At 59.8% G+C, this 25,476-nt stretch carries 20 protein-coding genes; 15 read left to right on the top strand and 5 right to left on the bottom strand.

The window, feature by feature from the left end; all coding sequences use genetic code 11:
- Positions 1 to 258: 258 nt before the first annotated feature.
- Entirely contained in the window at positions 259 to 924 is a 666-nt protein-coding gene (locus ACYCCG_RS25090; protein ID WP_339444653.1) for a LexA family transcriptional regulator, read from the bottom strand.
- Between the two features lie 65 nt (positions 925 to 989).
- Positions 990 to 1,643 (bottom strand): LexA family protein, encoded by a 654-nt coding sequence (locus tag ACYCCG_RS25085; RefSeq protein WP_003251326.1) that lies wholly within the window; start codon positions 1,641 to 1,643, stop codon positions 990 to 992.
- 130 nt (positions 1,644 to 1,773) lie between these two features.
- On the opposite strand from ACYCCG_RS25085, the gene ACYCCG_RS25080 reads away from it, so the two are divergent.
- Positions 1,774 to 2,073, top strand: a complete 300-nt coding sequence (locus ACYCCG_RS25080) for a DUF6124 family protein (protein WP_209967096.1) — start codon at positions 1,774 to 1,776, stop codon at positions 2,071 to 2,073.
- Between the two features lie 447 nt (positions 2,074 to 2,520).
- Positions 2,521 to 3,036, top strand: a complete 516-nt coding sequence (locus ACYCCG_RS25075; RefSeq protein WP_339536010.1) for a DUF4880 domain-containing protein — start codon at positions 2,521 to 2,523, stop codon at positions 3,034 to 3,036.
- 133 nt (positions 3,037 to 3,169) lie between these two features.
- Here ACYCCG_RS25075 and tssM read toward each other — a convergent pair whose 3' ends face one another.
- The 3 genes from tssM to vasI are packed head-to-tail and all read right to left on the bottom strand — an operon-like array spanning position 3,170 to position 8,879.
- Positions 3,170 to 6,796: a type VI secretion system membrane subunit TssM gene (tssM, locus tag ACYCCG_RS25070; protein ID WP_459672145.1), complete on the bottom strand. Its 3,627-nt coding sequence runs from the start codon at positions 6,794 to 6,796 to the stop codon at positions 3,170 to 3,172.
- Complete coding sequence (gene tssA / locus ACYCCG_RS25065; protein ID WP_459672143.1) at positions 6,793 to 8,259, bottom strand: type VI secretion system protein TssA; 1,467 nt, start codon at positions 8,257 to 8,259, stop codon at positions 6,793 to 6,795. The genes tssM and tssA overlap by 4 nt, the downstream gene beginning before the upstream one ends.
- Positions 8,247 to 8,879: a type VI secretion system-associated protein VasI gene (vasI, locus tag ACYCCG_RS25060; protein WP_209967104.1), complete on the bottom strand. Its 633-nt coding sequence runs from the start codon at positions 8,877 to 8,879 to the stop codon at positions 8,247 to 8,249. Before vasI ends, tssA begins: the two co-directional genes overlap by 13 nt.
- A 274-nt stretch (positions 8,880 to 9,153) precedes the next feature.
- On the opposite strand from vasI, the gene tssB reads away from it, so the two are divergent.
- From tssB to ACYCCG_RS24995, 13 genes are all read left to right on the top strand, one after another.
- The gene (gene tssB, locus ACYCCG_RS25055; RefSeq protein ID WP_459672141.1) at positions 9,154 to 9,657 is read left to right on the top strand and encodes a type VI secretion system contractile sheath small subunit; all 504 of its coding nucleotides are present in this window, start codon (positions 9,154 to 9,156) and stop codon (positions 9,655 to 9,657) included.
- Between the two features lie 17 nt (positions 9,658 to 9,674).
- Positions 9,675 to 11,162, top strand: coding sequence for a type VI secretion system contractile sheath large subunit (gene tssC / locus ACYCCG_RS25050; protein ID WP_459672139.1), 1,488 nt, complete (start codon positions 9,675 to 9,677; stop codon positions 11,160 to 11,162).
- Positions 11,159 to 11,569 (top strand): type VI secretion system baseplate subunit TssE, encoded by a 411-nt coding sequence (gene tssE / locus ACYCCG_RS25045; RefSeq protein ID WP_209967112.1) that lies wholly within the window; start codon positions 11,159 to 11,161, stop codon positions 11,567 to 11,569. The genes tssC and tssE overlap by 4 nt, the downstream gene beginning before the upstream one ends.
- A 3-nt stretch (positions 11,570 to 11,572) precedes the next feature.
- Positions 11,573 to 13,339, top strand: coding sequence for a type VI secretion system baseplate subunit TssF (gene tssF / locus ACYCCG_RS25040; RefSeq protein WP_459672138.1), 1,767 nt, complete (start codon positions 11,573 to 11,575; stop codon positions 13,337 to 13,339).
- Positions 13,303 to 14,319: a type VI secretion system baseplate subunit TssG gene (gene tssG, locus ACYCCG_RS25035; protein WP_209967117.1), complete on the top strand. Its 1,017-nt coding sequence runs from the start codon at positions 13,303 to 13,305 to the stop codon at positions 14,317 to 14,319. Before tssF ends, tssG begins: the two co-directional genes overlap by 37 nt.
- Complete coding sequence (locus ACYCCG_RS25030; RefSeq protein ID WP_209967119.1) at positions 14,316 to 14,528, top strand: hypothetical protein; 213 nt, start codon at positions 14,316 to 14,318, stop codon at positions 14,526 to 14,528. The genes tssG and ACYCCG_RS25030 overlap by 4 nt, the downstream gene beginning before the upstream one ends.
- The gene (tssJ, locus tag ACYCCG_RS25025) at positions 14,525 to 15,322 is read left to right on the top strand and encodes a type VI secretion system lipoprotein TssJ (RefSeq protein ID WP_339444650.1); all 798 of its coding nucleotides are present in this window, start codon (positions 14,525 to 14,527) and stop codon (positions 15,320 to 15,322) included. The genes ACYCCG_RS25030 and tssJ overlap by 4 nt, the downstream gene beginning before the upstream one ends.
- A gap of 49 nt (positions 15,323 to 15,371) precedes the next feature.
- The gene (gene tssK / locus ACYCCG_RS25020) at positions 15,372 to 16,709 is read left to right on the top strand and encodes a type VI secretion system baseplate subunit TssK (RefSeq protein WP_339444649.1); all 1,338 of its coding nucleotides are present in this window, start codon (positions 15,372 to 15,374) and stop codon (positions 16,707 to 16,709) included.
- 1 nt (position 16,710) lies between these two features.
- Entirely contained in the window at positions 16,711 to 17,580 is an 870-nt protein-coding gene (icmH, locus tag ACYCCG_RS25015) for a type IVB secretion system protein IcmH/DotU (protein WP_252458257.1), read from the top strand.
- 133 nt (positions 17,581 to 17,713) lie between these two features.
- Positions 17,714 to 18,229: an Hcp family type VI secretion system effector gene (locus ACYCCG_RS25010; RefSeq protein ID WP_010954872.1), complete on the top strand. Its 516-nt coding sequence runs from the start codon at positions 17,714 to 17,716 to the stop codon at positions 18,227 to 18,229.
- A 74-nt stretch (positions 18,230 to 18,303) separates the two neighbouring features.
- Positions 18,304 to 20,289, top strand: a complete 1,986-nt coding sequence (locus tag ACYCCG_RS25005; protein WP_459672136.1) for a type VI secretion system Vgr family protein — start codon at positions 18,304 to 18,306, stop codon at positions 20,287 to 20,289.
- Between the two features lie 46 nt (positions 20,290 to 20,335).
- On the top strand, positions 20,336 to 20,767 hold the full coding sequence (locus ACYCCG_RS25000) for a DcrB-related protein (RefSeq protein ID WP_459672134.1): 432 nt from the start codon (positions 20,336 to 20,338) through the stop codon (positions 20,765 to 20,767).
- A 53-nt stretch (positions 20,768 to 20,820) separates the two neighbouring features.
- Complete coding sequence (locus tag ACYCCG_RS24995; RefSeq protein ID WP_459672133.1) at positions 20,821 to 25,392, top strand: RHS repeat-associated core domain-containing protein; 4,572 nt, start codon at positions 20,821 to 20,823, stop codon at positions 25,390 to 25,392.
- The last annotated feature ends 84 nt before the right edge of the window (positions 25,393 to 25,476 follow it).

The raw sequence follows: 25,476 nt of genomic DNA, 5'->3' as shown, positions 1-25,476 counted from the left end.
AGTGGAAGACAGGGAATCGTGTTTCGAACTATGCTTTTTCATGGTCTCGCCCTCGCTGCCGTTGGCTTCTTCGAACACCACCGTGGCACTGTGATGCCTCGGCGGGGGCGAGTCCATCGATTACACCCGATCGGGGGTGGACACACATTGGTGATTGGGCACAGGCCGCGTGTAGGAGCGGGCTCACCCGCGAAAGGGCCGGCCCTGCTGGCCAACTTCCACCCGCCGTTCACCGTTGCCGCCGCTACTCAAACCCTTTCAAAAGGCCCCATGCACCCGCACGACCACCCCAAGAAATTCGCAACCCTCTTCGCACAACAGCGCCGGGTAGTTACTGTTCAATGCCTTCAGATAACGCTGCCCACCTTCCTCGGCCAGCTCGCGGAAAATTGCCGGCTTGCCCGGCTGACGAGCGATAACCAAACGCCCCGCCTCAGCCTCTACATCCGGGTCCACCAGCATCCGCATGCCCTGCGGCACACTGCGGCCACTGACAGCGCTCATGGCATCGTTTTCCACGGTTAGCCAGAACGCCTTGCCCTGTGCCAGGTAGTCAGTCTGCTCGAAAACAGCAGGCTCTACAGCCGTTGCAGCCTCTAACTCACTCCAACCCAGCACCGGGTAACGGAAGCAAACGATGTATCGCATGAGGTCGGGTTCGTCATCATCGTCATCCACCCCAGAAACACAACGTTCGCCATCAGCCTGCCCGTGAATACGCAATTGCAAGCGGACGCAGTAGTGGGGCATGCCAATCTCAACCAAAGTGCGGTTCATCGACTCGAGCTTCGGTTGGCGCCGCTTGTTCACCCAATGTCCTACACTGCCTTGCGACACGCCTACGCGCTCGGCAAGCTGCTCTTGGGTAAGCCCTAATTCCTCCATCCGGTCGCGAACGAGGGCAATCCACTTATCCATGTTCATGGCTGGCATGCCCCTCACGTATAGCGGCCTTGTGGCGTGACACAGCTTCGCAGCAACCCGGCAGCCTAGAAGGCCCCATGTACCCGCACCACCACTCCCAGAAACGCGCAGCCTTCTTCACACAAAACCGTCGGATAGCGCGTATTCAGTGGCCTGAGCATCTTGTCTCCACCCTCTTCGACCAACTGCCGCAATACCGCCGGGCGCCCCGGCTGCCGTGCAATGACCAACCTGCCGGGCTGTGCCTCCAACCCGGTATCCACCAGCACGCGCATGCCCTCGGGTACGCTCTTGCCACTGGCCGCGTTCATCGAGTCGTTTTCCACCACCAGCCAGAACGCATTCCCGGCGGGCATATAGTCCGTCTGCTCATGGGACGTGCTCGTTTCAGGCAATGGCCCCTGCAGGTCAGCCCAACTCAGCACCGGGAAGCGGAAGCTGGCATAGAGCAGCGCCTCGGCTGAAACCGGCTGCTCGGCCGTATAGAGCCCTTGCGCTTCACGCACGATGTCGCGCTCGACCACCATGACCTGGGCTTCCAGAAACACCAGCCCAAGCTTCTCCAGCTTTTCATTGATGGTTTCCAGCGTCGGCCGACGCGTGCCACGCAGCCAATGCCCCACGCCCCCCTGCGTCATGCCCAGGCGCTCGGCCAGTTGGAGCTGACTGAGGTTATGTTCGCGCTTGTAGCGCTTGAGAAATGCGTTCCAGTTTTCCATGAGCGGCAACAATACGGACTGTATTAACCGCTGCAATACACAATCTGAATTATTTATTTGGCACTACATAGTACAGCTTGACCTATTCTGTGATTCCAGTGTGCTTGAAGGGAAATCAGCAGGTATTGCCATGAAACCATCGAAAAACGACGAAACAGATCTCGACAGCGAAGCCGCACGCCGCGCGCTCGACTACTACCTCAACCCCAACCCGCCACGGCCTACCCTGGACAACAAAATCTGGACCCTGCACGAGGGCGTAACCGGCGACCAGGCCCAGGAACACGCCATCGCCCTGCTGCGCTGCGCTGCGGCCACCGCCCAGGAAACCGCTACACACCAGCACGGCAGCCAGCGCGAACTGACCTTCGCGTTGATGCACATGATGGACATGGCTCGCGCACTGCTGGAACACAAACGCACCGAGTGACCGGGTTTACAGACAACAAAGAAGGGAGAGAACGTGATAGCCAGGTAACGGCAAATGCCCCGATTGCCGGGACAAGGGAGCGCATCGGTAAAAATTTTTTACCGAATTAGCGAAAATTCATTTGACTGCCAAATGATAACGATTATTATTGCACTCAGCTGATCGCGAGATCCGCTGGATAACCTGAAAGCTTAGGTCGCTCTCAGATTATCTCCTCATCAGGCTAATCACGGTTTTTGACCCGGCTTTTTGCCGGGTCTTTTTTTTGGCTCTTCAGGCTAATGAAGATCGTGATGGCGCGCATGATAGCAAAGGTGTTTCAGGGCGTGAACGCTCGTTACAAAACTTTGCGGAATCAGCACTTGAGAATCAATCTCGTTTAATCTACGCTGATCACGCATCACGGAAGATGCCCCCTCCTCCCCTTTATAGAGCAAGGAGCTGTCCATGACCCGTCTGCTGCTGCCCCTTGAACACCCCACTCCTGCTGCCGAGCATGATGCCGACGACGCCCTGCTGCATGCACTGAAGCGGCTACCAAGGCGCGTACAGCAAGTATTCCTGCTCAACCGCCTCGATCAGCTGGACTTCGCCAGCATCGCTGTGCGCCTTGACCTGCCACTGGCGAGTATCGAGCGCAACATGGGCCAGGCGCTGAAGGCTGGCCGCTCGCGCCGGGATGTGCTGACGAACGTGGCCGGGCAATGGTATGTGCGTTTGCAGAGCCCGGAGGTGACGGCGTGCGAGCGTATCGACTTCCGCCGCTGGCTGGATGCCGATACGGCGAACTTGCAGGCGTTTCACGATACGGAACTGCGGTGGCGCAGCCTGCTGGCGCCGGCACGGCAATTGGGCCATGACGGCTGGTATCGGCAAGGCCGGGCGGCGCTGTCGCTGGGCGGCTGCTCGGTTGCGGTCGGGCTGGGTGTGGCGGCGTTGGTACTGGTTGGGTTCTGGGCTTGATCAGCGCTTCAGCATGCCTGTACGTCCCTGCCCCTGAGCATGCACCCTGCCCATGCCTGACTTCAGTTGCTCGATAGCCTGGGTACAGCAATGCAGTGCCAGGGCTCGCTCTTCGTTTTGCACCGCCTCCTGCTTACATGACAGGCACATCCGCCTGTTCGGCCAACGCCACCCTGACTGGCTGTTGCAACAACCCTCGGGGCAACCGAAAACCTTTGAACGGTTGTTGAGTAATTGGGTTGAAGGCCTTTTCCGCGTTCAGCCGGTAGCGCATCACACCATCACCTGTTTTGAAGCTCAGGTCCACGCTGGTTGCCGTACGCCCATTGAGCGCACCGCGGCTCAGCAGGCGAAACATCGACCAAGGCCCCCGATACTCCAGGCTGCTGCTATTGCCATTCTGCCTGAGCAGGGTCAGGTTGCTGCGCACGTGTTGCCCCAAGGTATTGGGCCAGACAATACCGGTGATCTGGCTTGGGCCGTGGGTGTAGGAAATCAGCTGGCCATCCAGATCCAGCAGGCTGGTGCGTTGATTTGCACTAAGCCCCAACGGCTCGATACTGAACTGCACGCTGAGGTTACCGCGCTGATCAAAGAACGTTTCGCGGATGCGATCGGCCCGTTCCAACTGCTCGATCACATCGGTACGGATCAGGGATCGCCCCTGCAAACCATCCTGCAAGGCTTCCAGATTGTCCTTGAGGAAAAGCTTCAGGTATTGATCCTGGAACTGCTGCAGTCGCCCATTCGGCCCGAAGAACGCTTCAAAGTCTTCCAGCGAAGCGTCGGGTGCCCTGACTACGAAAGGGTAGCGTTCTGCCAGGCGCTGCTGGAAGAAGCTGTAGACTTCAGCATCCCACCGTCGCTCCAGCTCGCGCAGCGCTTCAACGTTCAGCACTTGCGCCGTTTGATCTGCCACCTTTCTAACGTGATGATTGATTGGCTCCGGCAAGCCAGTGGCGACGCGTTGCAAGGTACCGATGGGGTCGTGCCCGGTCATTGAAAAGCGCTGATGCACCGCGTGCAGCGCAGCCTTGCCTCGGTCTGGGCTACCCTGTATCGCCTTGGCATAGTCGTGGACGGCGGCTATGGCTGCGTGGGTTTCATCGTAGTAGCTCGGTTTTTCGCCTGCAGCGTGCAACATGGCGCTCAAGCCTGCAAACGCCCGCTGAATGACCAGCGCCTGTTGTTGCTCAGGCTTGCTGTTGACCGAAACAGGCGAAGGGGCCTCATCCGCCACGCCAACATTAACCGGTGATAACAGCGAACTGTTGTCGCGAACCGTCTCCAGCAACCGGTGCAACGGCGCCGCTGGCCCGGTCAACTGTTCAAGGATCGTGACGCCATGATCCAGGTCTCGAAAATCCGCCACGGAGAATGCGTTCAAGGCGCGGCGCCAACTGTCGATGTAGTCGGCGCTGTACAGGTTGCGCAGGCGCTCGTTCAGCGCAGCCTGGTCGGCATCGGAGTAGTCCAGTTGAGCACGTTCCCCCAGTGCCCACTGGTCGATCATGGCCATTTCCGTAAAGCGCTGACTACGCGGTTCAAAGTACTCCTTGAAGCCTTTGGCGGTGAGCATTGGCGCCAGCAAAACACCATTGTCGCCCTGGCTCGAGCCGGAAGACAGCTGGTAAACGACATCGAACGCAGGCCCCACCTGATGACGCAGGTCCAGACCGGTATGCAACTGCTCCTGGGCCTGCTGCTTCAGGCCCGCATACACGCGTTGTGGCAACGGCACCTTACGCAATGTCTGCTGCACGTGGCTGACACGCTGGCGATACTGCGGCAGGTCGGTATCCGCGTAGGCCAGCGCATACTTCAGGTGCCGCATGAGGTCTCGTTGCAGCTGCCCCTGGCCGGGGAAGGCCTGTTGCCATTGTTGCGCCATCCAGTCCTCGACCCATTCCGCTCGGCGGTTCCGGCGATCCTCAAGCATACGGTAAACCCGGAGCGCGGCCATTTGCTGCTCGCTGCCGGGGGGCGCCGCATCCATGGCCTCGATCACGCCGCTGGCCAACGCAGGCAAGAAGCGCCTGGACAACAAGCTGAGGTACGCCTCATCCACGGTCGGCCCGATGGTACGGCCCTGGTACAGCCCCAGATCAGCAACACCCGGCCACGCAGCGCGGTAGTCGCCAAACACTGCTACCGCATCGCGGATCTGGTCCAGCGGCTCCAGCAAGTTGCGCCCGGTCGGGTCCAGACGCTGATCCACTTCGTGATGGCTGTACTCCCGACTCTTGGCCAGCACGCTGGCGGCCTTGACGCCATTGATGTCGAAGTAACGATGCCAGCTGGCGATGGCGACGCAGAAGGCCAGAACGCCTACAGAAGAACCCACCCACAGCAATTGGCGCTTGCGCCGAGCCACCCTCACGTTGTCGCCGGCAAGGCCGGCCTCTTTGTAGATGACCCGTCCAAAGGCCTGTTGAATGAAGTAGGCCAACGCCTTGCCCTGCGCCTTGCCCTCAACCAAGGGGAGGCTGGTCTTGTAAGGCTGCGCCGCCTCACGGACAAAGGCGTTGCGCACGTCACCGTGCTGGACGACTGACGACCAATACACACCGCGCACCAGCGCCGGGGTGGTGAAACGGTCACTTGCCAAGGTCTCGCGCAGAAAGCCCAACAGGATTGGGCGCAACCCGAGCAACTGCCTATGCAGTGAGTAGAGACGTGAACGCAACGCAGGGCTACCCTGCACGTCCAGCTGATCGATCACCTGCTCGAACAGCTGCTCCAGCAACCGATCATAATGTTCGCCATACTCGCCTAGCCAAGCGTCGAAGGTGTCGACCGCATCCAGCTTGAACGTGAATCCAAACAGGCTGTTGCGCTTGGCGGCCGAAAGCTTGCTGTAGAATTGGTCGAAGCCGTCCAGCAGATCGAATTTGCTCAACACGACATAAAGCGGCAAGCGCGAGCCCAACTGGCTGCTCACCTCGTAAAGACGTGTGCGCAGCAGGTGGGCAAGTGCCGTGCGTTGCTCGACAGTACCGTGCAGCAGCGCGGGCAGGTCGACAACCAGCACCAGGCCGTTGAGGGCTCTCTGGCTTCGATTGCGCTGCAGCCAATCCAGCAGATGCTGCCACAAGTTGGCTTGGGTTCCAGGCGGTACCGAGGACTCAGCGTCAGTGGAGCCACTGCTCAGCGAATCTACGGGACCGTTCTGGCTGATAAAGGCACCGGGCGGGTCGATGATCACCGCATCATTGCTGATCCACCATCCCACGGGGTAGGCGAGCGCTTTCGCAGGCCGGCCTCGTGCCTGGGCCTTGTCGATGCGGGTCAACGAGAAACTTTGGTCGGTGCAGTCAACAAAGCTGCTCTTGCCGGCCTGCCTGGCGCCCAGCACGAGGTACCACGGCAATCGGTACAGCGCGCGACGCCCACCGGCATTGTCCAGGTAGCGTGCGAGTGCTTGGCTCAACCCCTTCTCTTGTGCGTGAACGAACGGTAGCGCCGGGTCCGCCTCGGCGTCCATTGCCTGCTGACGTTCTGCTTGCAAGCGGCGAAAGCGCGTTCTCAACACGACCAGCCAGCACAACAGCGCCATCAACAAGAGCACCAGGCTGGCCACACTACGATGCACCACACTGGCCAACGGCTGCTGATCGCGCCACGTCCATTGCGGGCCGAGCCACCAGATGGCAACCAGCATCAGCACAGCGCCAAGCCCAAGTAGCAGCGGCATTGCCAGACCGATACGGGTCATCAGCGGCCAGCCCCAACGTTTGAGGTACTTCCAGAGTTGATTCATCGAGGCTCCTGCTCCTTGTTCCGATCGGCCAGCACGTGGGAGGACGCGTATTGTTGAAGCCGCCGGAATACCTCGGGCTCCCAGTCGCTGGCGGTGGTTTGCTGCATCGTTCGCGCGACCCCGGCGCACAGGTCCTGGGCTAACCAGGACACGCCTCGTGCGGCCAACAGATCAGCTGCGATGACGGTGGTATGACAGCGCTCGCGAGGGGCTCGAAAATCTGCCTGCATCCCCTGCAGCCTTAGCAACACCGGTTCTACGCCGCCGCTTTCCAGCTGGCTGACCAGTTCTTCGCGAAGGCTGGAGAACTCTTGGGAGGCTGCCGCTTGCTCGGACTGCCCGTCTGCCCCTTTGAGCCAGGCCAGGCATTGGTCGTCGACAAACACCTGACCGTCGCTGAAGCACAGCTGCTGCAGCGCTGGCATGCGCAGCACGAAACGAGCGGTCGCCGCACGGATGGCCTCAGCCACTTCGCCCATCGCCAGCCGCGACGCGGCGGTTGCGGCAAGAAAGCTGCCGCGAATCCAGAAGGGAGAAGCCGTCACACTTTTTTCAACTCGGTGGAGCAACGCCGCGTCGATTACGGTGCCGGCGATGGCATCCTCGTAGTCACTGGCAATATCCCGTGGTACTGCCATCAACTCTGTACGGCTGCCCTGCCGGGTTTGCGGTGCGGCCTGAATGTGGGCCCACAGGCCGAAGCGACGCAGTTGATAGCCGGTCGGGTCGTACGGGTCCTGCTGGTTGATCAGCTCGGCCATGCTCAACATGGCTCGGCGCGTCTCGCGCTCGTTACCGATCGACATGCGTGGTTTTGGCGTGGCGATGACATCAGCCAGCGGTGCAGGTTGCGGGCTCTCCACCGGGGCCTTGGGCGCATCGCACTCGCCAATACCGTTGGCAAGCGCCGTGTGTTTGCGCAACAGGCGCTCCAGCTCCCCCAGAACAGCCGGGTCAAGCTGGGCAGTTTCCTGCTGATACATCAAACGGGCCAATGCACGCTTCGCCGCTGCGGCGTGAGCCGCGGTGTACGTGAAACGATCAAGGCGCGGCAGCGCATCGATCAAGCGATTGAACACCAGGCCAACGATCTTGCGCTTGGTCAGGAAGCCTTTCGGGCCAGGCGTTGGATGAGCGGTTTCCCAATAGTTGTCGATCATTCCGCCCAGCAACGCCAAGGTAAACCCCCAGCGCTCCCAACAGCCACTGCGCAGCCACGCAACGCTCAAGTGCGCGACGATCCGCAGATGCTTGCACTGTCGCTCCAGGTACTGAGCAGATGCCTCCTCGATGTAGTCCCAGTCGATAGACGCTTCCTGCAGCCCACCCAGCTTGACCATCTCCTGGTCAATGGCCTGGTAGGTTTCGTCTTCCACATCGAACAGTCCCGCCGGCACCTGGGTATCGATGGGTGCGAGCAACCGTGTGACTTCTTGCGCCTCGACCTCAGCTACCAGCGGCATGTCTTGCGAGCCTCGTCGATAAGCGGGTCCAGCCCCTGAGCGTCAAAAACGAGTCCATCAACGGCAGGGTTGTCGCTCTCTACGTGAATGCGATGGGCCCCGATCAATTGCCTGATCTGCTCGATACCCGGCAAGCCTCTGCCGGCGTCGAGCACTTGGCCGTTTTCCATCACTTGCCACGGTGTGGGTACAGTAGCGCCCCGCTCCCCTAGCAACCGTACCTGCACTCGGCTGGCATCGACGGGTTGGGCGGTGACCAGTTGCAACCTCGAGATGTTCTGCACGCAGCTGATGATCAGGTAGGGGTGCGGTGCAACTGAAGCAATCGCAGGTGCAGAGATCATGAGCCCGCCTTCTTCAGAGCGGAGGCGAAACCTCAAGTCCTCGGGCGCCCGCCCCGTCTCATGGATCAATACGCGACGCACCGTGGGCGCCTCCAGCTCCTGCGCTGACCACTGTCGGTGCGGCGTGAATCCCGGCGTACCCGCCGCCTGATCGAAACACGCCAGGCGCTCGATATTGGACACGATCCGTGAGCAGTCCTGTGATGCGCGGGTTAAGGCAGGCATGAACAAAAACAGTAATGAAAGTCCGACGCCACCTGCATAACGAATAATCATCTCACCTTAACTCTCCCGCTCAATAGCACACATACACCAGCATTAACCCGGCCACCCCAACAGCAAAAAAAGGCTAGTACACAAACTCACAGTTATTCAAGAAATTATTTTGTTACATATTTGAACTCGACGCTCGGCAATTATCAAGCGCATGGTTTTTAAGCAACTCAGAACCCAAATTCCAGGCATCATGTTTATCCCATGTTTAACACGCAAGCCTTACTTGTAGGAAACGTCCTACATATAAAACCCACACTGGAAAATATATATAACCATGACTAAACCCTCAGGCTCCGTTGCACCCAAAGAACGCATCAACATCAAATATGTGCCCGCCACCGGTGACGAGCAGGCCGAGGTAGAGCTGCCGCACAAGATGATGGTGCTGGGCGACTTCGGCCTCGATGACAGCCGCTCCCTCGAAGACCGTCATGTCATGCGCATCGATAAACACACCTTCAACAGCGTGTTGAATGACGCCGATGTGAGCCTGGCCATGTCGGTGCCCTCCGCGCTTGGCGCTACTCCGGATGCAGAGCTGGCAGTCAACCTGCAATTCAAGTCCATCCAGGACTTCGGCCCAGACCGCATCGCACGCCAGGTGCCCGAGCTGAACAAGCTGCTGCAGCTGCGTGAAGCGCTGGTCGCCCTGAAAGGCCCGCTGGGCAACGTGCCCACCTTCCGCAAACAGCTGCAGCAGCTTCTGAACGACGCGCATGCCCGCAAGCAACTCGCGCAAGAACTCGACCTGGTGCTTGAAGCGCCAAAAGCAGACTGAGACAACGGAGCGTCCCCATGCCAAAGCCAAGCACAACTGTCACTGTTGAAACACAGGCCGAAACACTGAGCAATGCCACCTTGCTCGACCAGATCATGGCAGAGACCAAGTTGGTTCCCACACAAGAGGGTTACCAAGTGGCCAGGCAGGGTGTATCCGCCTTCATTGCCGAAATTCTAAAAAACAATGACCCAGATCAATTGATCAACAAACACCGCGTCGACCAGATGATTGCCGAGCTGGATCGGGTCCTCAGCAAGCAGATGGATGCCATTCTGCATGAACCCGCGTTCCAGCAACTTGAATCCGCGTGGCGCAGCCTCAAACTTCTGGTCGACCGCACGGACTTCCGCGAGAATATCAAGCTCGAAGTCTTGCACGTCAGCAAGGAAGACTTGCTCGATGATTTCGAGAACGCCGCCGACATTACCTGCAGTGGTATTTACAAACACGTCTATACCGCCGGTTACGGCCAGTTCGGTGGCGAGCCGGTCGCGGCAATGGTTGGCAACTACAACTTCGGCCCCTCTTCGCCTGATATCAAGCTGTTGAGCTACATGGCGTCGGTCGGTGCCATGTCGCATGCGCCCTTCATTGCGGCACCCTCCCCAGAGTTCTTCAACCTGAGTAGCTTCGAAGCGCTACCCAATCTGAAGGAAATCAAAGACATCTTCGCCGGCCCAAGGCATGCCAAGTGGCGCGCGTTCCGCGAGAGCGAAGATGCCCGCCACATCGCGCTGACCGGGCCGCGCTTCATGCTGCGCTCCGCCTACCATCACCAGGACCAGCCGATCAGCAGCTTCAATTACGATGAGAACATCAACGGCCAGCACGACAATTACCTGTGGGGCAGCTCAGCCTTCCTGTTGGCCAGCTGCATCAACGACAGCTTTGCCCGCTACCGCTGGTGCCCCAACATCATCGGCCCACAATCGGGTGGTGCCGTCGAAGACCTGCCGGTGCATCTTTACCAATCGCTGGGCCAGCTGCAGGCCAAGATCCCTACCGAGGTACTGATTTCCGATCGCAAGGAATTCGAGCTGGCCGAAGAGGGCTTTATCGCCCTGACCATGCGCAAGGACAGCGACAACGCCGCGTTCTTCTCAGCCAACTCGGTGCAGAAGCCGAAAAACTTCCCCAAGACACCCGAAGGCCTGCAGGCACAGACCAACTACAAGCTCGGCACCCAACTGCCCTACCTGTTCATCGTCAATCGCCTGGCCCACTACATCAAGGTGTTGCAGCGCGAGCAGATCGGCAGCTGGAAAGAGCGACGCGACCTTGAGTCCGAACTCAACAAATGGATCAAGCAATACGTCGCCGACCAGGAAAACCCGTCGGCCGATGTGCGTAGCCGTCGGCCGCTGCGTGCTGCCAGGGTCGAGGTCTCGGACGTGGCGGGTGATCCGGGCTGGTACCAGGTCTCGCTCGCTGTGCGCCCGCACTTCAAGTACATGGGCGCGAACTTCGAAATTTCCCTGGTAGGCCGGCTCGACACGCAATGAGTGGATTCTTCGATCGCTTGATGGCGGACCCGTCCGCCATCCGGGAGCCGTCTCGCCAGGAAAACGCTTCGCACAAGTTCGCGGCCATCAAGCGCCACCTCGAAACGTTGCTGAACGCTCGCCAAGGCTGCTCCCAGAGCAGCCCCGAGCTGGGCCTGCGCGACTTCAATGGGCATGACGTCAGCAGCGGCGACCTGCTGCAGCAAGTGAGCGCCGATATCCGCCGTACCCTCCAGCGCTTTGAACCGCGCATCCACGTGCGCGCGCTCAAAGCGGTACCCGATTGTCACGCCCCGTTGCAACTGCATTTCAGGCTCGACTGCCAGGTGCAGGTCAACAACCAGGCAGAGCAGTTGCAGCTGGAGCTGCTGGTAAACGGACACAACCGCTACACCCGAGTGAGGTGACCCATGTCACTGAAGGACAGATTCAGCGAAGAACTGCGTTACCTGCACGAGTTGGGAAACGACTTCGCCAAGGACAACCCCCAGCTTGCCCGGCTGCTAGGCAAGGCGGGCAGCGACCCCGATGTCGAGCGGTTGATGGAAGCCTTTGCGTTTCTAACGGCCAAACTTCGGCTGAAGCTGGAAGATGACCTGCCAGAACTCACCCACCCCATGCTGCAGATACTGTGGCCCAACTACCTGCGCCCGTTGCCCAGCGCCACGATTATCCGATTCTCGCCACGCAAACAATCGCTCAGCCAATCACAGCACATTCCCAAAGGTGCAAGGTTGTTCTCGAAACCCGTCGACGGCGTGCCCTGCGAGTTTCGTACCTGCACGGGAGTGAGACTTCATCCATTTGAAATCAGCGCCGTCAGCGCAACCCAGACACTCGACAGTTCTGTGGTTCGCATCGGCCTGCAAACCTTGGTCGAACGGCCACTGAATACGTTGGGCTGCACGCGTCTGGACTTCCACCTGAGCGGCGACAACCGCACCGCTCTGACGCTTTATCTATGGATCTCTCAATACCTCAAACACGTCAGCGTGATCATGAACGGCGAGGTGCGCCGGCTACCGGCCAACAGCATCGCGTTCCCGGGTTTCAGCCCTGAGGAGGCCTTGCTGCCCTACCCGCAAAACGTGTTCGATGGCTACCGGATTCTGCAGGAATACTTCGTGTTCCCGAAGCGCTTCCACTTCTTCAGCATTACCGGCCTGGAAAAGCTATGGCCGGCACAAGCCTGCCAGCAGGTGGGCATCGAGTTGCATTTCACGCGCCAACTGCCAGAACCCCTGCGCGTTGGCTCAGAAGATTTCAGCCTGTTCTGCACCCCGGCGGTCAACCTGTTCAAGCACAGTGCCGAGCCCATCGACCTGGCCAGCGAGGCTGCCCAGGTAGAGCTGAAGCCCAGAAGCGAGGCGCAGTCCGCTTACGAAATCTTCAGTGTCGACGAAGTCATCAGCACCCGAACGACCACTGACGGAAGCACCGGGGAGCACCTGCGGACTTTTCGCCCTTTCGAATCGTTCGCCCACGAAATCGAGCATGCCCAAGGCCGCACGGCGCTCTACTACCGCTACCAACTCGAAGAGTCCCTGCGCGGCGATGGCGTGACCCACCGCATCGCCTTCGTGCGCGCCGATGCCAACAACTATATAGGCGAGCTTGAAACTGCATCCATCGACCTGACCTGCACCAACAGGGACTTGCCGCTGGCGCTGGGCGTGGATGACATCAACGTCCTCACCGAAGTCACGCCGCCCCTGGCGACCTATACCAACATCTGCGCCCCCACCCGCCCCTACCGGCCCGTGCTGGATGGCCAGTTGCAGTGGGCGTTGATCTCCAACATGTCGCTCAACTACCTGTCGCTGCTGTCGGTCGAGCCGCTCAAGGCGGTTATTCGCACCTACGACTTCGCGGCGTTGCACGACATCCAGCAAGCGCGCACTACCCACAAACGCCTCGACGGTATTCGCGAGATCCACACACAGCCCATGGACTGGCTGATCAAGGGGCAACCCATTCGCGGCCTGCACACCCGGCTGAAACTGGACCAGACCGCCTTCCTCTGCGAAGGCGACCTCTACCTGTTCGGCTGCGTGCTCGCGCACTTCTTCGCCCTGTACGCCAGCATCAATTCCTTCCATCAACTGGAAGTGATCAACACCACCAACAACGAGCACTACACATGGCCCATCCAGACCGGCAAGCAACCGCTGATCTAGCCGACAAGCTGCTCGCCAACGCGCACCAGTACAACTTCTTCCAGTTGCTGGAGCGGTTGCATGGCCTGCACGGCGACGACCTGGAACCGCGTTGGGCGGATGAGGCCACCCGGCTGCGCGTACGGCTGGCCTGCGACCCGCGCCTGACCTTTCCCGTCGCTGATGTGTACAAGGCCGAGCGTATGCCTGGGGAGTATGAGCGCTATCGCGTGTGCACCACGTTCATGGGGCTGCACGGTACCGACTCGCCCTTGCCCACCTATTACCTGGAGCAAGTGGCTTATGAACATGCCCAGGGTGTCGGCGTGCGGCCGGCCTTCTTCGACTTCTTCAACCACTACCTGCTCAGCCTGCTGCACCGAATCTGGCGCAAGTACCGCTATTACATCCGTTTTCAACCCGGTGCGCGCGACGGGTTCTCCCAGTACATGTTTGCCCTGCTCGGGCTGAACGACAAACAGCTGCGCGGCGACACGACACTGCCCTGGAGCCGCCTGCTCAGCTTTGCCGGGGTTATCGCCAGCCGCAGCCGCGCACCGGGTACCGTCGCCGGCATCATCGCCCACTGCTTCGATCTGACGCACGTGCAGATCCGCGAATTCGAGACGCGCTCGGTCACCACCAACAGCAAACAGCTTGTAAGCCTCGGGCGCAGCAACGGCGAGCTTGGCAGCACGTTCATGGTCGGCAGCCGCACCCGCACCCGCAGCAGCAAGTTCACCATCGTCATCAGCGAACTCGACCAGGCGCAGCTGCATGACTTGCTGCCCAGCGGCATCAACTTCGGTCGCTTGCGCGCCTTGATTGATTTTCTGCTGCGCGATGGCCTGGCGTATGACCTGGAGCTGCGCCTGAAACAAAACGCACTGTCGCCGTTCTGCCTGCACCGCAGCCAAGGCGCCTACCTGGGCTGGACCAGCTTTGTCGATGACCACGCTGGCCAGATCAGTCCCGTTGTCCGCTTCCGGGGGCGCTCATGAGTACATTGACGTTGTGCATCATCAATCTCGACCAGGTGCAGCACACCGTCACCCTGCGTCATCGGTTCGATCGCACGGGCGGCACCATCGGCAGTGACGGGGCCGATTGGGTGATCAAAGACCCCATGGCGGCGCTCGATGCGCTGGCTGACGCGGCGCCATCAACCGCGGACCCGCTGCAACATCTGGCGGCGGGAGAACGCCCATGAGCCGCCTGGCCTTCTTGATGGCGCCTTTGCTGATCGTGCTGGTCGGGCTGTCAGGTTGCACGTCCTTGAGCAGAGCCACCAAGGTGGTGCTGGACCACTCGTTACCGATCGGGCCGCCCAAGGACGACCCAACCCAAGTCGCGTTCAGCATCAACGTCAGCCCAACGCTCAACGGCAACCCGAACAGTGTCGACGTGGCGGCCATCCCCGAGAGCATCCTGGAACCCAGCCCCTACGCAGTCACCTTGAGCGCCGGCGATCCGCACGCACTGTCCGACAAAGTCGGGGCCCTGTTCGAATACCTGCAAGCGCAATTCCCCGCCATGTCCCCCATGGAAACCGGCGAAGAGGACCAAAGCGAATGGGCTCGCTCCCCGATGGAAGAAAGCTCGCCCGGCAGCTATGACGACCCCACAGTGGTGCTCACGCTGCCGGGCAGCAAGGCCGAAGCCAGCGGGCCTGTCGCCACACCGATTGCCATCAAGATCCTGCAACTGCGCGATGACTCGCTGCTGCGCAACAGCGTGTACCAACTGCTGGACGATGACCCCGCCAAGGCACTGCGCAGTACCTACATCCGCGATGACGATTACCTGCTGAACCCAGGCCAGTTCAAGTTCATACCGTTTCAGCCCATCGAGCCCGAGACCCGCTTCGTCGCGGTGATCGGCGACTACAGAAACCAGCAAAACGCGACCTGGCAGCACGTGTTGCGGATTCCGCCACGCGGCCACCAGATCATTCTCTCAGTGCTGGTCAATGACGCGCAGATTCTGCTCAAGGAGGAGGAATGACAGCGTCTCTGCACCCTATCCCCCTTACTCACGCTGACACGGAGCGCTCATGAGTTCACGTAACCCCGTGCTGTGGCCCGAAGGCCTGTTCGTCAAACCACAACATTTCCAACAAGCTGCGCGGGCCAGTGAAGCGGCCTTGCATCAGCGCCTTGGCAGCCTGAACGCGGCCTTCTACGGCTTCAGCGAACTGCAGCTGAGCACCGAATACCTGAGCCTGGGCAAGGTCGCCATCACCAAGGCGCGCGGCATCATGCCCGATGGCACGGTGTTCGATATTCCCGCCGATCTGCCTCCGCCGCCACCCCTGGAAATCGAGGACGACGGTTCGAAAGACAGCGAGATATTCCTGTGCTTGCCGCTGCGGACCGAGGGCGGCCGTGAAGTGAGCTGGCCCGACAATGCCGCCAACTTCCGCTACAACGCTCAGGCAGAGGAGATCAAGGATACCCACAGCGCCGACGGTGACCTGGTGCAGGTCGACCTGGCCATGCCCAACCTGCAGCTCAAGCGTAAAGCCGATGACAGCAGTGCCTACACCCGCCTGGCCGTGGCTCGTATCCTGGAACGGCGCCCCGACGGTAGCCTGCAATTGGATGAAACGTTCTACCCCACCAGCGTTTCGGTGCGGGCAGTGCCGGCCCTTCAGCGTTTCCTTGAAGAAATCACCAACACCCTGCGCGAGCGTGCGCGCAATCTTGCCGCCCGCATTGGCGCTTCGGGCCAGTCGGGTATCGCCGACATCCGCGACTTCAACCTGCTGCAGGCCATGAACCGCTGGTGGCCGTGCTTCAACCACCTGGCCAGGCAAGGACAAACGCATCCAGAGCAGTTGTACCTGTCCATGAGCCAGGCGTGTGGCGAATTCGTCACTTTCACCGACGAGAACCGGCTGCCGCAGGAATACCCGGCCTACCACCACACCGCACTGCGTACCTCGTTCAAGCCCCTGGAAGACACGCTCCGTCGAGCCCTGAGCACGGTCCTGCAACCCCGCGCCGTGTCACTGCCGCTGGAAACCCTGGACTTTGGCGTGATGACAACCACGCTTGAAGACCGACGCCTGATCGACGAAGCCGATTTCATCGTCGCCGTGCGCGCCAACCTGCCGCCGCAGACGTTGCGCCAGATGTTCATACAGAAAGCCAAGGTCACCTCACTCGAATCCTTGAATGACCTGGTGCCGTTGCAACTGCCGGGCATCCCGCTGCTGCCCCTGCCTGTCGCACCACGCGACCTGCCCTTCCATGCGGGCTTCAGCTACTTCGAACTGGACCGCCGTGACCCCGCCTGGGCCTGCATGAAGACGGCCAACGGCTTCGGCTTCCACGTTGCAGGTGAGTTCCCAGGGCTTGAACTGCAGTTCTGGGCGATCAGGGGTGAATGATATGGAAAACAGTAACCCTACCCTCAACGACGCGCAGCACGTTGCGGATACGGATTTGCACTCGATGCTTGAGAAGTCGCTGCCCAACGACGCACCCGCACCTGCAGCTTCCACTGCATCTGCACAGGAGCAGAAGCCGGAACCTGCATATCAGGGCTACCCCGCGGATCCGGAGTTTCAGCTCAGGGGTGGCTGCGCCAATCTCATGCTGGATGCCGCAGCGCCCTTGTTCGGGCTGGTCATGCGCCTGCGCACGCTTGATGAACTGCCCAACATCAAAGATGTGCATCAGCAAGTACGTATTCAGATCGACAGCATCCGGGAAGAAATACGCCAGCACGGCTATGAGCCCGCTCAGTTGCTGGCGTACTCCTACGGCCTGTGCCTGTACATCGATGAAGCGGTGATGGATCGGCCCTGGGGCAAAAGCAGTTGCTGGAGCCACGAGCCGCTGCTCAGCATCTTCCACGACGAGACCTGGGGCGGGGAAAAATTCTTCACCGTGCTTTCCCGCCTGATGCAGGAGCCCAAGCGCTATCAGGACGTGCTGGAGTTCATGTACTTCGCCCTGTGCCTGGGCTTGAAGGGCAAGTACGCCATCGCCCCCAAGGGCGAAGAGTCACTTAACGCCCTGATCCACCAGCTCCACGGGATCATCCGTGAGCTGCGCGGCCCTACGCCAGAAGAGGTCTGCGACCCCTACACCAACGTCGCCCCAAAGAACTTCCGCATGAGCCGGATATGGCCGTGGTGGAGCCCGTTGGTCATCTCCGCCATCGCCATGGCGGTGGCCTACGGGATCTACAGCTACCGCCTGCACCTGATCACAACCGAGGTGCTGGAGTCGCTGAACGGCATTTTGCAGCAATAGCCAACCGTGACACAGCACCACTGAGTTCAACGAATTCGCGAGGTTTTTGCCTCGCTGACAAGCCCATCGCTCCCGATGGCCACGCCACCCGTGGTGCGCGTGCTTTACCCACATGGACGCAGGAGTAACTGCCATGCCAACACCCGCTTACATCAAGATCGTAGGCCAGACCCAAGGCAACATCACCGCTGGCGCCTTCACCGCTGACTCCGTCGGCAACGTGTTCCAACAAGGCCATGAAGATCAGATTCTGGTTCAGGAAATCAAGCATGAGGTGACTACGCCCACTGACCCCCAGAGCGGTCAACCGAGTGGCCAGCGCGTGCATAAGCCTTTCATATTCACCAGTTCACTGAACAAAGCTACCCCCCTGATGTATCAGGCACTTGCCACCGGCGAAATGCTGCCAACGGTTGAGGTCAGCTGGTATCGCACCTCGTCGGAAGGCAAACAAGAGCATTTTTTCACCACCACGCTCGAAGACGCCACCATCGTCAGCATCAATACCGTGCTTCCCCACGCACTCGACAAAGACAATGAAAACTACACCCAACTGGTTGAAGTATCGCTGGCGTATCGAAAGATCACGTGGGCTCACGATGTAGCCAATACCGAAGGCTCTGACGACTGGCGCGCACCTGCCGCCTGACCTGTGCAAATGCCCCGGGCAGGCCATGCCCGCCCGGGCTTTGTGTTGATTCAGACGGCGGACAAGGATCTTTTATGCCTAGCCAATCTGATTTGCGCTACAGCTTTGAGGCACTCGTTGGCAAAGCTGAATTCGAGGTGGTGTCGTTCGAACTCCGCGAGGGCATCAGCGCACCCTTTGAACTGGAGCTGAAACTGATCAGCTTCGAAAACGACATCAACTTCGGCCATTTGCTCGACAAACCCGTGCTCTTCACCATCCTGGACGGGGAACGCCCGGTACGGTACGTGCACGGCCTTGTCAGCAGCTTCAGCCAGGGCGAGAGCGGCTTCTACCGCACTTACTATCACGCCTTGGTCGAACCGCAACTGGCCCGCGCCAACCTGCGCTCGAACTGGCGCATCTTCCAGCACAAGACCGTTCCGCAAATTCTCGAGCTGATGCTCAAGCGCCAGGGCATCGACCAGTACGAACTACGCGCCAGCATGGACCATCAGGTGCGCGAATTCTGCGTTCAGGCCGGTGAGACGGACTTGGCGTTCATCGCCCGCCTGGCTGCTGAAGAAGGCTTCGTCTACCGCTTCGCGCACACTGAAAAGCTGCACAAGCTGATCATCACCGATCGGCTGCAATCACTCGGGCTGATCAGCCATGGCGCCGTCAAGGCCGACCATGACGACGAGGATTTCGGCGATGACGACGAGCCTGTAGGCCCTGACAGCGTGCTGTACCAAGCCAACAGCGGTGGCGATCAAGCCATACCCTGCCTTCGCCGCTTGCGCTACAGCGAGCAGGTACGCACCGCTCGCCAGGTGCAGCGCGACCACACCTTCACCAACCCGGCCTACCGCCAGGAGCACAGAGCCGCCGGGCCCTTCCTGGAGCACCAGAGCAAAGAGTACGAATACTTCGATTACCCCGGCCGCTATAAACGCGATGCCGTGGGCAAGCCCTTCACTGAAAACCGTATCACAGCGCTGCGCCATGATGTGCGTATTGCCGAGGTCCAGGGCGATGACGTGCGCCTGCAACCGGGGCTCAGTTTCACCCTGACCGGTCACCCACGTGACGACCTCAATGCGCATTGGCGGGTGAACACGGTTACCCATAAAGGCCACCAGTTCACCAGCCTGCAGGAAGAAGCCGCCGACGTCGATGTAAGCACGCGCTACGAGCAGACCGCAGTGCTGGTCCCCGGTCGGATCGAATGGCGCCCTGCGCCATTGGAAAAACCGCGAATCGACGGGCCGCACATGGCAACCGTCGTCGGCCCGCCTGGCGAGGAAATCTACTGCGATGAATGGGGCCGGGTAAAAGTCAGTTTCCCCTGGGACCGCGAAAGCCAGAACAACGAGTTCAGTTCGTGCTGGCTGCGGGTGTCTCAAGGCTGGGCGGGTGGCAGCTGGGGCTCGATGGCCATCCCCCGGATCGGCCAGGACGTGATCATCCATTACGTCAACGGCGACCCCGACCAGCCGATGATCACCGGGCGCACTTACTGCGGTGACCAACTGCCGCCTTACGATCTGCCCGACCACAAAACACGCATGACCATCAAGAGCCAGACCCACAAGGGGGAAGGTTTCAACGAGCTGCGTTTCGAGGATGAACTGGGCAAGGAGGAAGTGTTCATCCATGCCCAGAGAGATCAGAACACTTTGGTCAATCACAACCAGTCCCTCTCTGTGGGCGTCGATCGCACCCAACAGATTGGCCAGGACGAATCGGTCGCCATTGGCCGCAATCGTCTGCGCGTCGTCAAGGCCAACGACACCTTGAAAGTGGGGGGTGGCAAGAACGACCTCATCGCAGGCGACTACGAAGTCGAAGCGGGCAACACGCTACGCCTCAAGTGCGGCAAGACCCTTATCGAAATGCATGCCAATGGCACGCTGAACATCACCTGCGAGACCTTCAACTTCACCGCACAGCAGACCGGGCAGATCAACACCCTGGCGGCAAAGCTCGACCTCAACCCAACGGGTGGTTCGGCGGGCGCGGGCGCGAACGGGCGCGACAGCGACTCACTCAAGGCTGACGTGGATGGGCATTTCGACTAGCGCTCGCACAGCCACCCTGCACTGAACTCGAAAAGGACTACCCGAGATGACCCAATACCTGACGCACGATGTAATTCTCGATCTGGGTGATGAAGCCCCCGAGGACTTGACGCTGAACATGCTGCGCTTCCCCAACAGACAAACCACGTTGGTGATCGCTCGCAGCCCTGTTGCAAACACCAAGACCCTGGATGAGGCCTTGGAGGAGCAACTGAACATATTACGGAAGAAGTCAAAGGCGCTGACCATTACGCCCGCGAAAGTGACCCGCCTTGGAAGCAATGAGCATCCCGTTGACAGTCGGGAAATGGCCATCCAGTTCATGGTCGGCGACAAGCCCCACTACCAGCTTCAGGCGGCCTGCCTGATACCGGGGCAGCAACGGATGCTGGTGCTCAACTACAGCAAGCCTGGGCCTTTGAGTGACGACGATATCAGCCACTGGCGCGCGCTTAAAGACGAGCTCCGATTTGCCTGAGCCTCTCCACGCCCCAGGACAAGGACTTTCGGATTGCTAGGAGCTTACCGCCAATGGCGCAGACCGTTCACGCCGCCCGAATGGGCGACGCAATTCTTCATCCATCGCTTGCCGCTGAAATGATCAGCGCAGTTGCCGAGGCCGTTATCTATGCAGCGGCCACCGCGGCCGTCGCCGCAGCCATCAGCTTGGCCGTGGTTGGCACCGTAGCCACTGGCGGTGCGGCTGGCGTCGCCATCGCCGCTGTCGCGGGTGTGGCAGTCGGCACAATGAGCACCCTTTCCGTCGGCGAAGACCAGACTGTCGGCGATGCCATCTCCAGCTTTTGCGACAGCCTTGGCAACAGTGTGGACTCGCCCGATCCGTACGGAAAAATCGCGAGCGGGTCAACCAATGTGCTCATTAACAGTGAGCCCGCTGCGCGCGCGGCCGGCATCACTGGCCCACCTGGAGGCGGCGCAGCCGATACTGAACAAGAGGAACCGTCCATCCTGGAGAACGTCGGTTCCATGGCCATGGCTGCGGTGCCTTATCTCGTCCCGTTCGTGGGGCTGGGGATGGCCATACGTGACATCTTCAACCCGCCCGTGACCACACCGGCCGACCCAGGCTCGGAGCCCGCGAAAGGAGACAAGATCAGCTGTTCGCGCCACCCGCCCCTGCCCGACACCTTCATTGCGCAAGGCTCGGACAAGGTATTCATCAATGGCCAACCCGCAGCGCGTTCAGGTGACAAGACCACCTGCGATGCCACGATTGATGTGAATGAAAACGTATCGCCCAATGTGCGCATTGGTGGCGGTACGGCGACGGTCCGGGACATTCGCAACGGCAAGAGCAAGATTGCGATGTTTACCGGGATTATTGCGGGGATGCTTATCTCCCGAAGGTTTGGCCGCATCAAAGGGTGCACATTAGGCAACCCGGTTGCTGTTGCCACAGGGAGCAAGCTGCAGGAGGGTCCGGAGGACATCGACTTCAATCTCCCAGGCTTGCTGGGCATCCAATGGGCACGGCGCTACGACAGCAGGGACATGCGCAGCGACGGTCTACTGGGGATGGGTTGGAGTGTCCCTTATGAAGTTGAGCTGGCCCGCGTCCCACATCCTCAAGGCGGTACGCTGTGGATCTACATCGACAACGACGGTAACCGACTGGAACTAGGCCGCCTCAGTGCCGGTGATGCCTTCGTCAGTGCCGTGGACGGCTTGGCCTTCTTCCAGCTGGGGGACGGCCAGACCGTTGTCGAAGATATCCATGAAGGGCTTTATCGGGTCTTCGATACCGACCCGGTTAATCCCAAACGCTCACGGCTAATCAGGCTCGGCGACCGCAATCTCAATTGCCTCGACCTGCTGTACGACGAACAAGGACGCCTGAAAGCCCTCTATGACAAGTACGGCCAAACGGTCGTGCAGCTTCACTATGCCGCCAGGCATCCCCAGCGTGTCAGTGAGGTATCACGGGTGTTCCTGAAAAACGGTGGAACACCGACGGTAGAACACAGCGAACTGCTGGTCAGCTATCGCTACACCGACAACGGGCAACTGCATGAGGTATTGGATGCGACGGGTCAACGAGTCCGCCGCTTCACTTACACCCCCGAGGGCTATCTCAATAGCCATCAACTGGTTAGCGGTGCTGTCCGCGAATACGAATGGGCCCGCTTCGCCATTCCTGAAAAGCGCCCTGCCCCCAAGCGCCTAGACGGTACACCCTACCGCTTGCCTCCACTGCTGGAGCCCCATCCCGATCACGAGTGGCGGGTGATTCGTCACTGGGGCAGCGATGGTGAAGAGTACCGGTTCGAGTACAACCTGGAAGCCGGTGAAACCCTCGTCACGGACAACCTCGGCCGCAGTGATCACTACTACTGGGGGCCACTGTACGAGGTCTATAAGCACATCGACCCTCAGGGCAACTGCTGGCTGGCGGAAGTTATCGCCGGACAGCTGATCAAGCGCATCGACCCGCAAGGGGGTGAATGGCGCTACAGCTACGACGATATCGGCCGCCTGATCGAAACCCGCGATCCCCTCGGCCGCCGCGAACACATCAAATACCTGCGACATTGGGCACTGCCCGTCCAAGTCACCGATACAGCCGGGCGAACTCGGCAATACGGCTACGACAGCCACGGCAATCTGCTCTGGCAGCAAGACCCGCTGGGGCGCGAGACACAGTACCAATACGACCCGGAAGGCCGTGTTACCCAGATCACCGATGCCCTCGAAAAGAGCAAGTACCTGAGCTGGAACACGTGCGGTCAGTTGCTCAGCTACCGCGACTGCAGCAATGCCCAGACGCTGTATCACTACGACGCCCAAGGCCGCTTGCGCGAAAGCATCAATGCCCGGGGTGAACACACCCACTTCCGCTACGACGCACGTGGTTATCTGGTCGAAAGCGAACGACCGGACGGTCGCATTGATCGTTATGAAATTGATGTCGCTGGTCAACTGACGCGCTATATCGACCCTGCACAGAAAACCCTGCAATTTCGCTACGACCCCAGCGGCCGGCTGGTCGAACGCACGGACGCCATGGGCTACCGCGTGAAGTTCCGCTACGACGCCTATGGTCGGCTACTGCAACTCACCAACGAGAATGACGAGTCATACCGCTTCGGCTGGGACGAACTGGACCGGCTGGTGGCACAAAAAGACCTGGATGGCAGTGGCCGCCTCTATGCCTACAACGTGCTGGATGAGGTCATTCGTCTTACCCATGTGCCCTCGCCTGACGAGCAGCCGCCCCTGTCCGACAACGCCCCGCCGACACGGACGACTGCCATCCGCCACGACTTCGAGCGGGACGCCATCGGCCGGCTTGTCAGCAAGCGCACCGAAGATGGCACCACCGACTACCGCTACGACGCGGCCGACAATCTGCTGTCCATCACCTTCACAGACAATCAAGGCAAGAAGCAGCAACTCGACTACACCTACGACGCCAACGGGCAACTGCTCAGCGAAACCAACAGCGCTGGCTTGCTGCAGTACCGCTACGACGAACTGGGCAATCTGCAGACCCTGGTCCTGCCCGACCAACGCGAACTCAACCACCTGTACTACGGCAGCGGTCACCTGCACCAGATCAACCTGAATGGCCGGGTGATCAGCGATTTCGAGCGTGATGCGGTGCACGACGAGGTCCTGCGCACCCAAGGCAAACTGGTCACCCGCACGCGCTACGACACCAGCGGTCGCCTGGCCGGAAAGGCTATTCACTACCGCGATGCCCCTGCTGAAGTGCTGCCGCTGCTGGACAAGGCCTATCGCTACGATGCCAGCGACAACCTGGTTGCCGAGGTACTGACCCAAACCCAGCGCCGAGGGATGACCAACGCGGCCAATGACGAAAACGCGCATCTCGAACAGATCATCGGCCGCTTTCATGACCTACCCCACACGGGCAAGACTTATTCGGGACACAACCGTTACGGCTACGACCTCAACGAGCAACTGCAAACCGTCCAGCAGTCACGCCCCAACTGGCAAGCCACGCAGGTCGAGGATTACAAGTACGACAAAGCCGGCAATCTGTTCGACGGCCCCAAGCTCAATGGCCTGATCAAGCACAACCGGGTGTTGGTGTATCAGGACAAGCGCTACCGCTACGACCGCTTTGGGCGGCTGTGCGAGAAGCGGATCGGCAGCAATTGGGTGCAGTATTTCGAGTACGACGCCGAGCAGCGGCTGGTTTGCGTGGAGCAGTACCGCAGTGGCGAGCGTGAGCGGGTGGTGTTTGCCTATGACCCGCTGGGGAGGCGGATTAGCAAGGAGGTTTATCAGAGGGACTATCCAGAGCCGCGTCGGCGGGTGCTGTTTCACTGGCAAGGGTTGCGCTTGCTTCAAGAAGTGCAGAGTGGGTTGGCTAGCTTGTATGTGTATGCCGACCCGAGCAGCTACGAACCCTTGGCCCGCCTTGATGGCAAGCCGGGCAGTGAGGCGTTCGCCTGCTTCCACACCAACCTGGCTGGCCTGCCGGAACAGCTGACCGACACTGACGGCAAGACAGTGTGGTGCAGCGAACACCAGGCCGAGGGCAAGATGCGAGACGAGTGGCATGCTCGCAAGGTGGGACGCGAGCAGAACCTGCGTTTTCAAGGCCAATATCTTGACCGTGAAACCGGGCTGCATTACAACACATTCAGGTTTTTTGATCCGGATGTGGGGCGATTTACCCAGCAGGATCCGATTGGGTTAGTGGGCGGATTGAACCTCTATCAATACTCCCCCAACCCTACTGGCTGGCTTGATCCTCTAGGACTAAGCGGGTGCCTCGGGGCAAACAAAAAGCCATCAAGAGGCGACAACCCATATCAGACTAGGTTTGACCCACGGACGCCAGGACGACCGGATCCAAAATTCTCAATAGACACACGAACATTCACTAGCGGCACGAAAACCTCAAATGGCGGCATCAGGAATAACAGGGAATTTTGGCAACAATGGAAAAATCTCCAGCCTGAATCCTTAAGCAAAAGCAATCAATATCGAATAAATGAGCTTGGCATTTCACCTAAAATTGATGACATTTGGATAAAAATTTTCCCTGAGCACGCCAAATATAAAGGTGACCCCCGGTGTCAGGATAGTTGTCGCCTCGCCAGATTTACCTGAAACCAGACCCCGGGGGCGGAAAGAGAGCCGTTGTGCCGTACTATTCCTCTGAGCGCAAAGCCGAACTGCTCAAGATGCTGGGTC

This window comes from Pseudomonas sp. VEM90, from assembly GCF_054611535.1.
The sequence above is the reverse complement of the archived record's forward strand: the minus strand, read 5'-3'. Positions and strand labels throughout refer to the sequence as shown.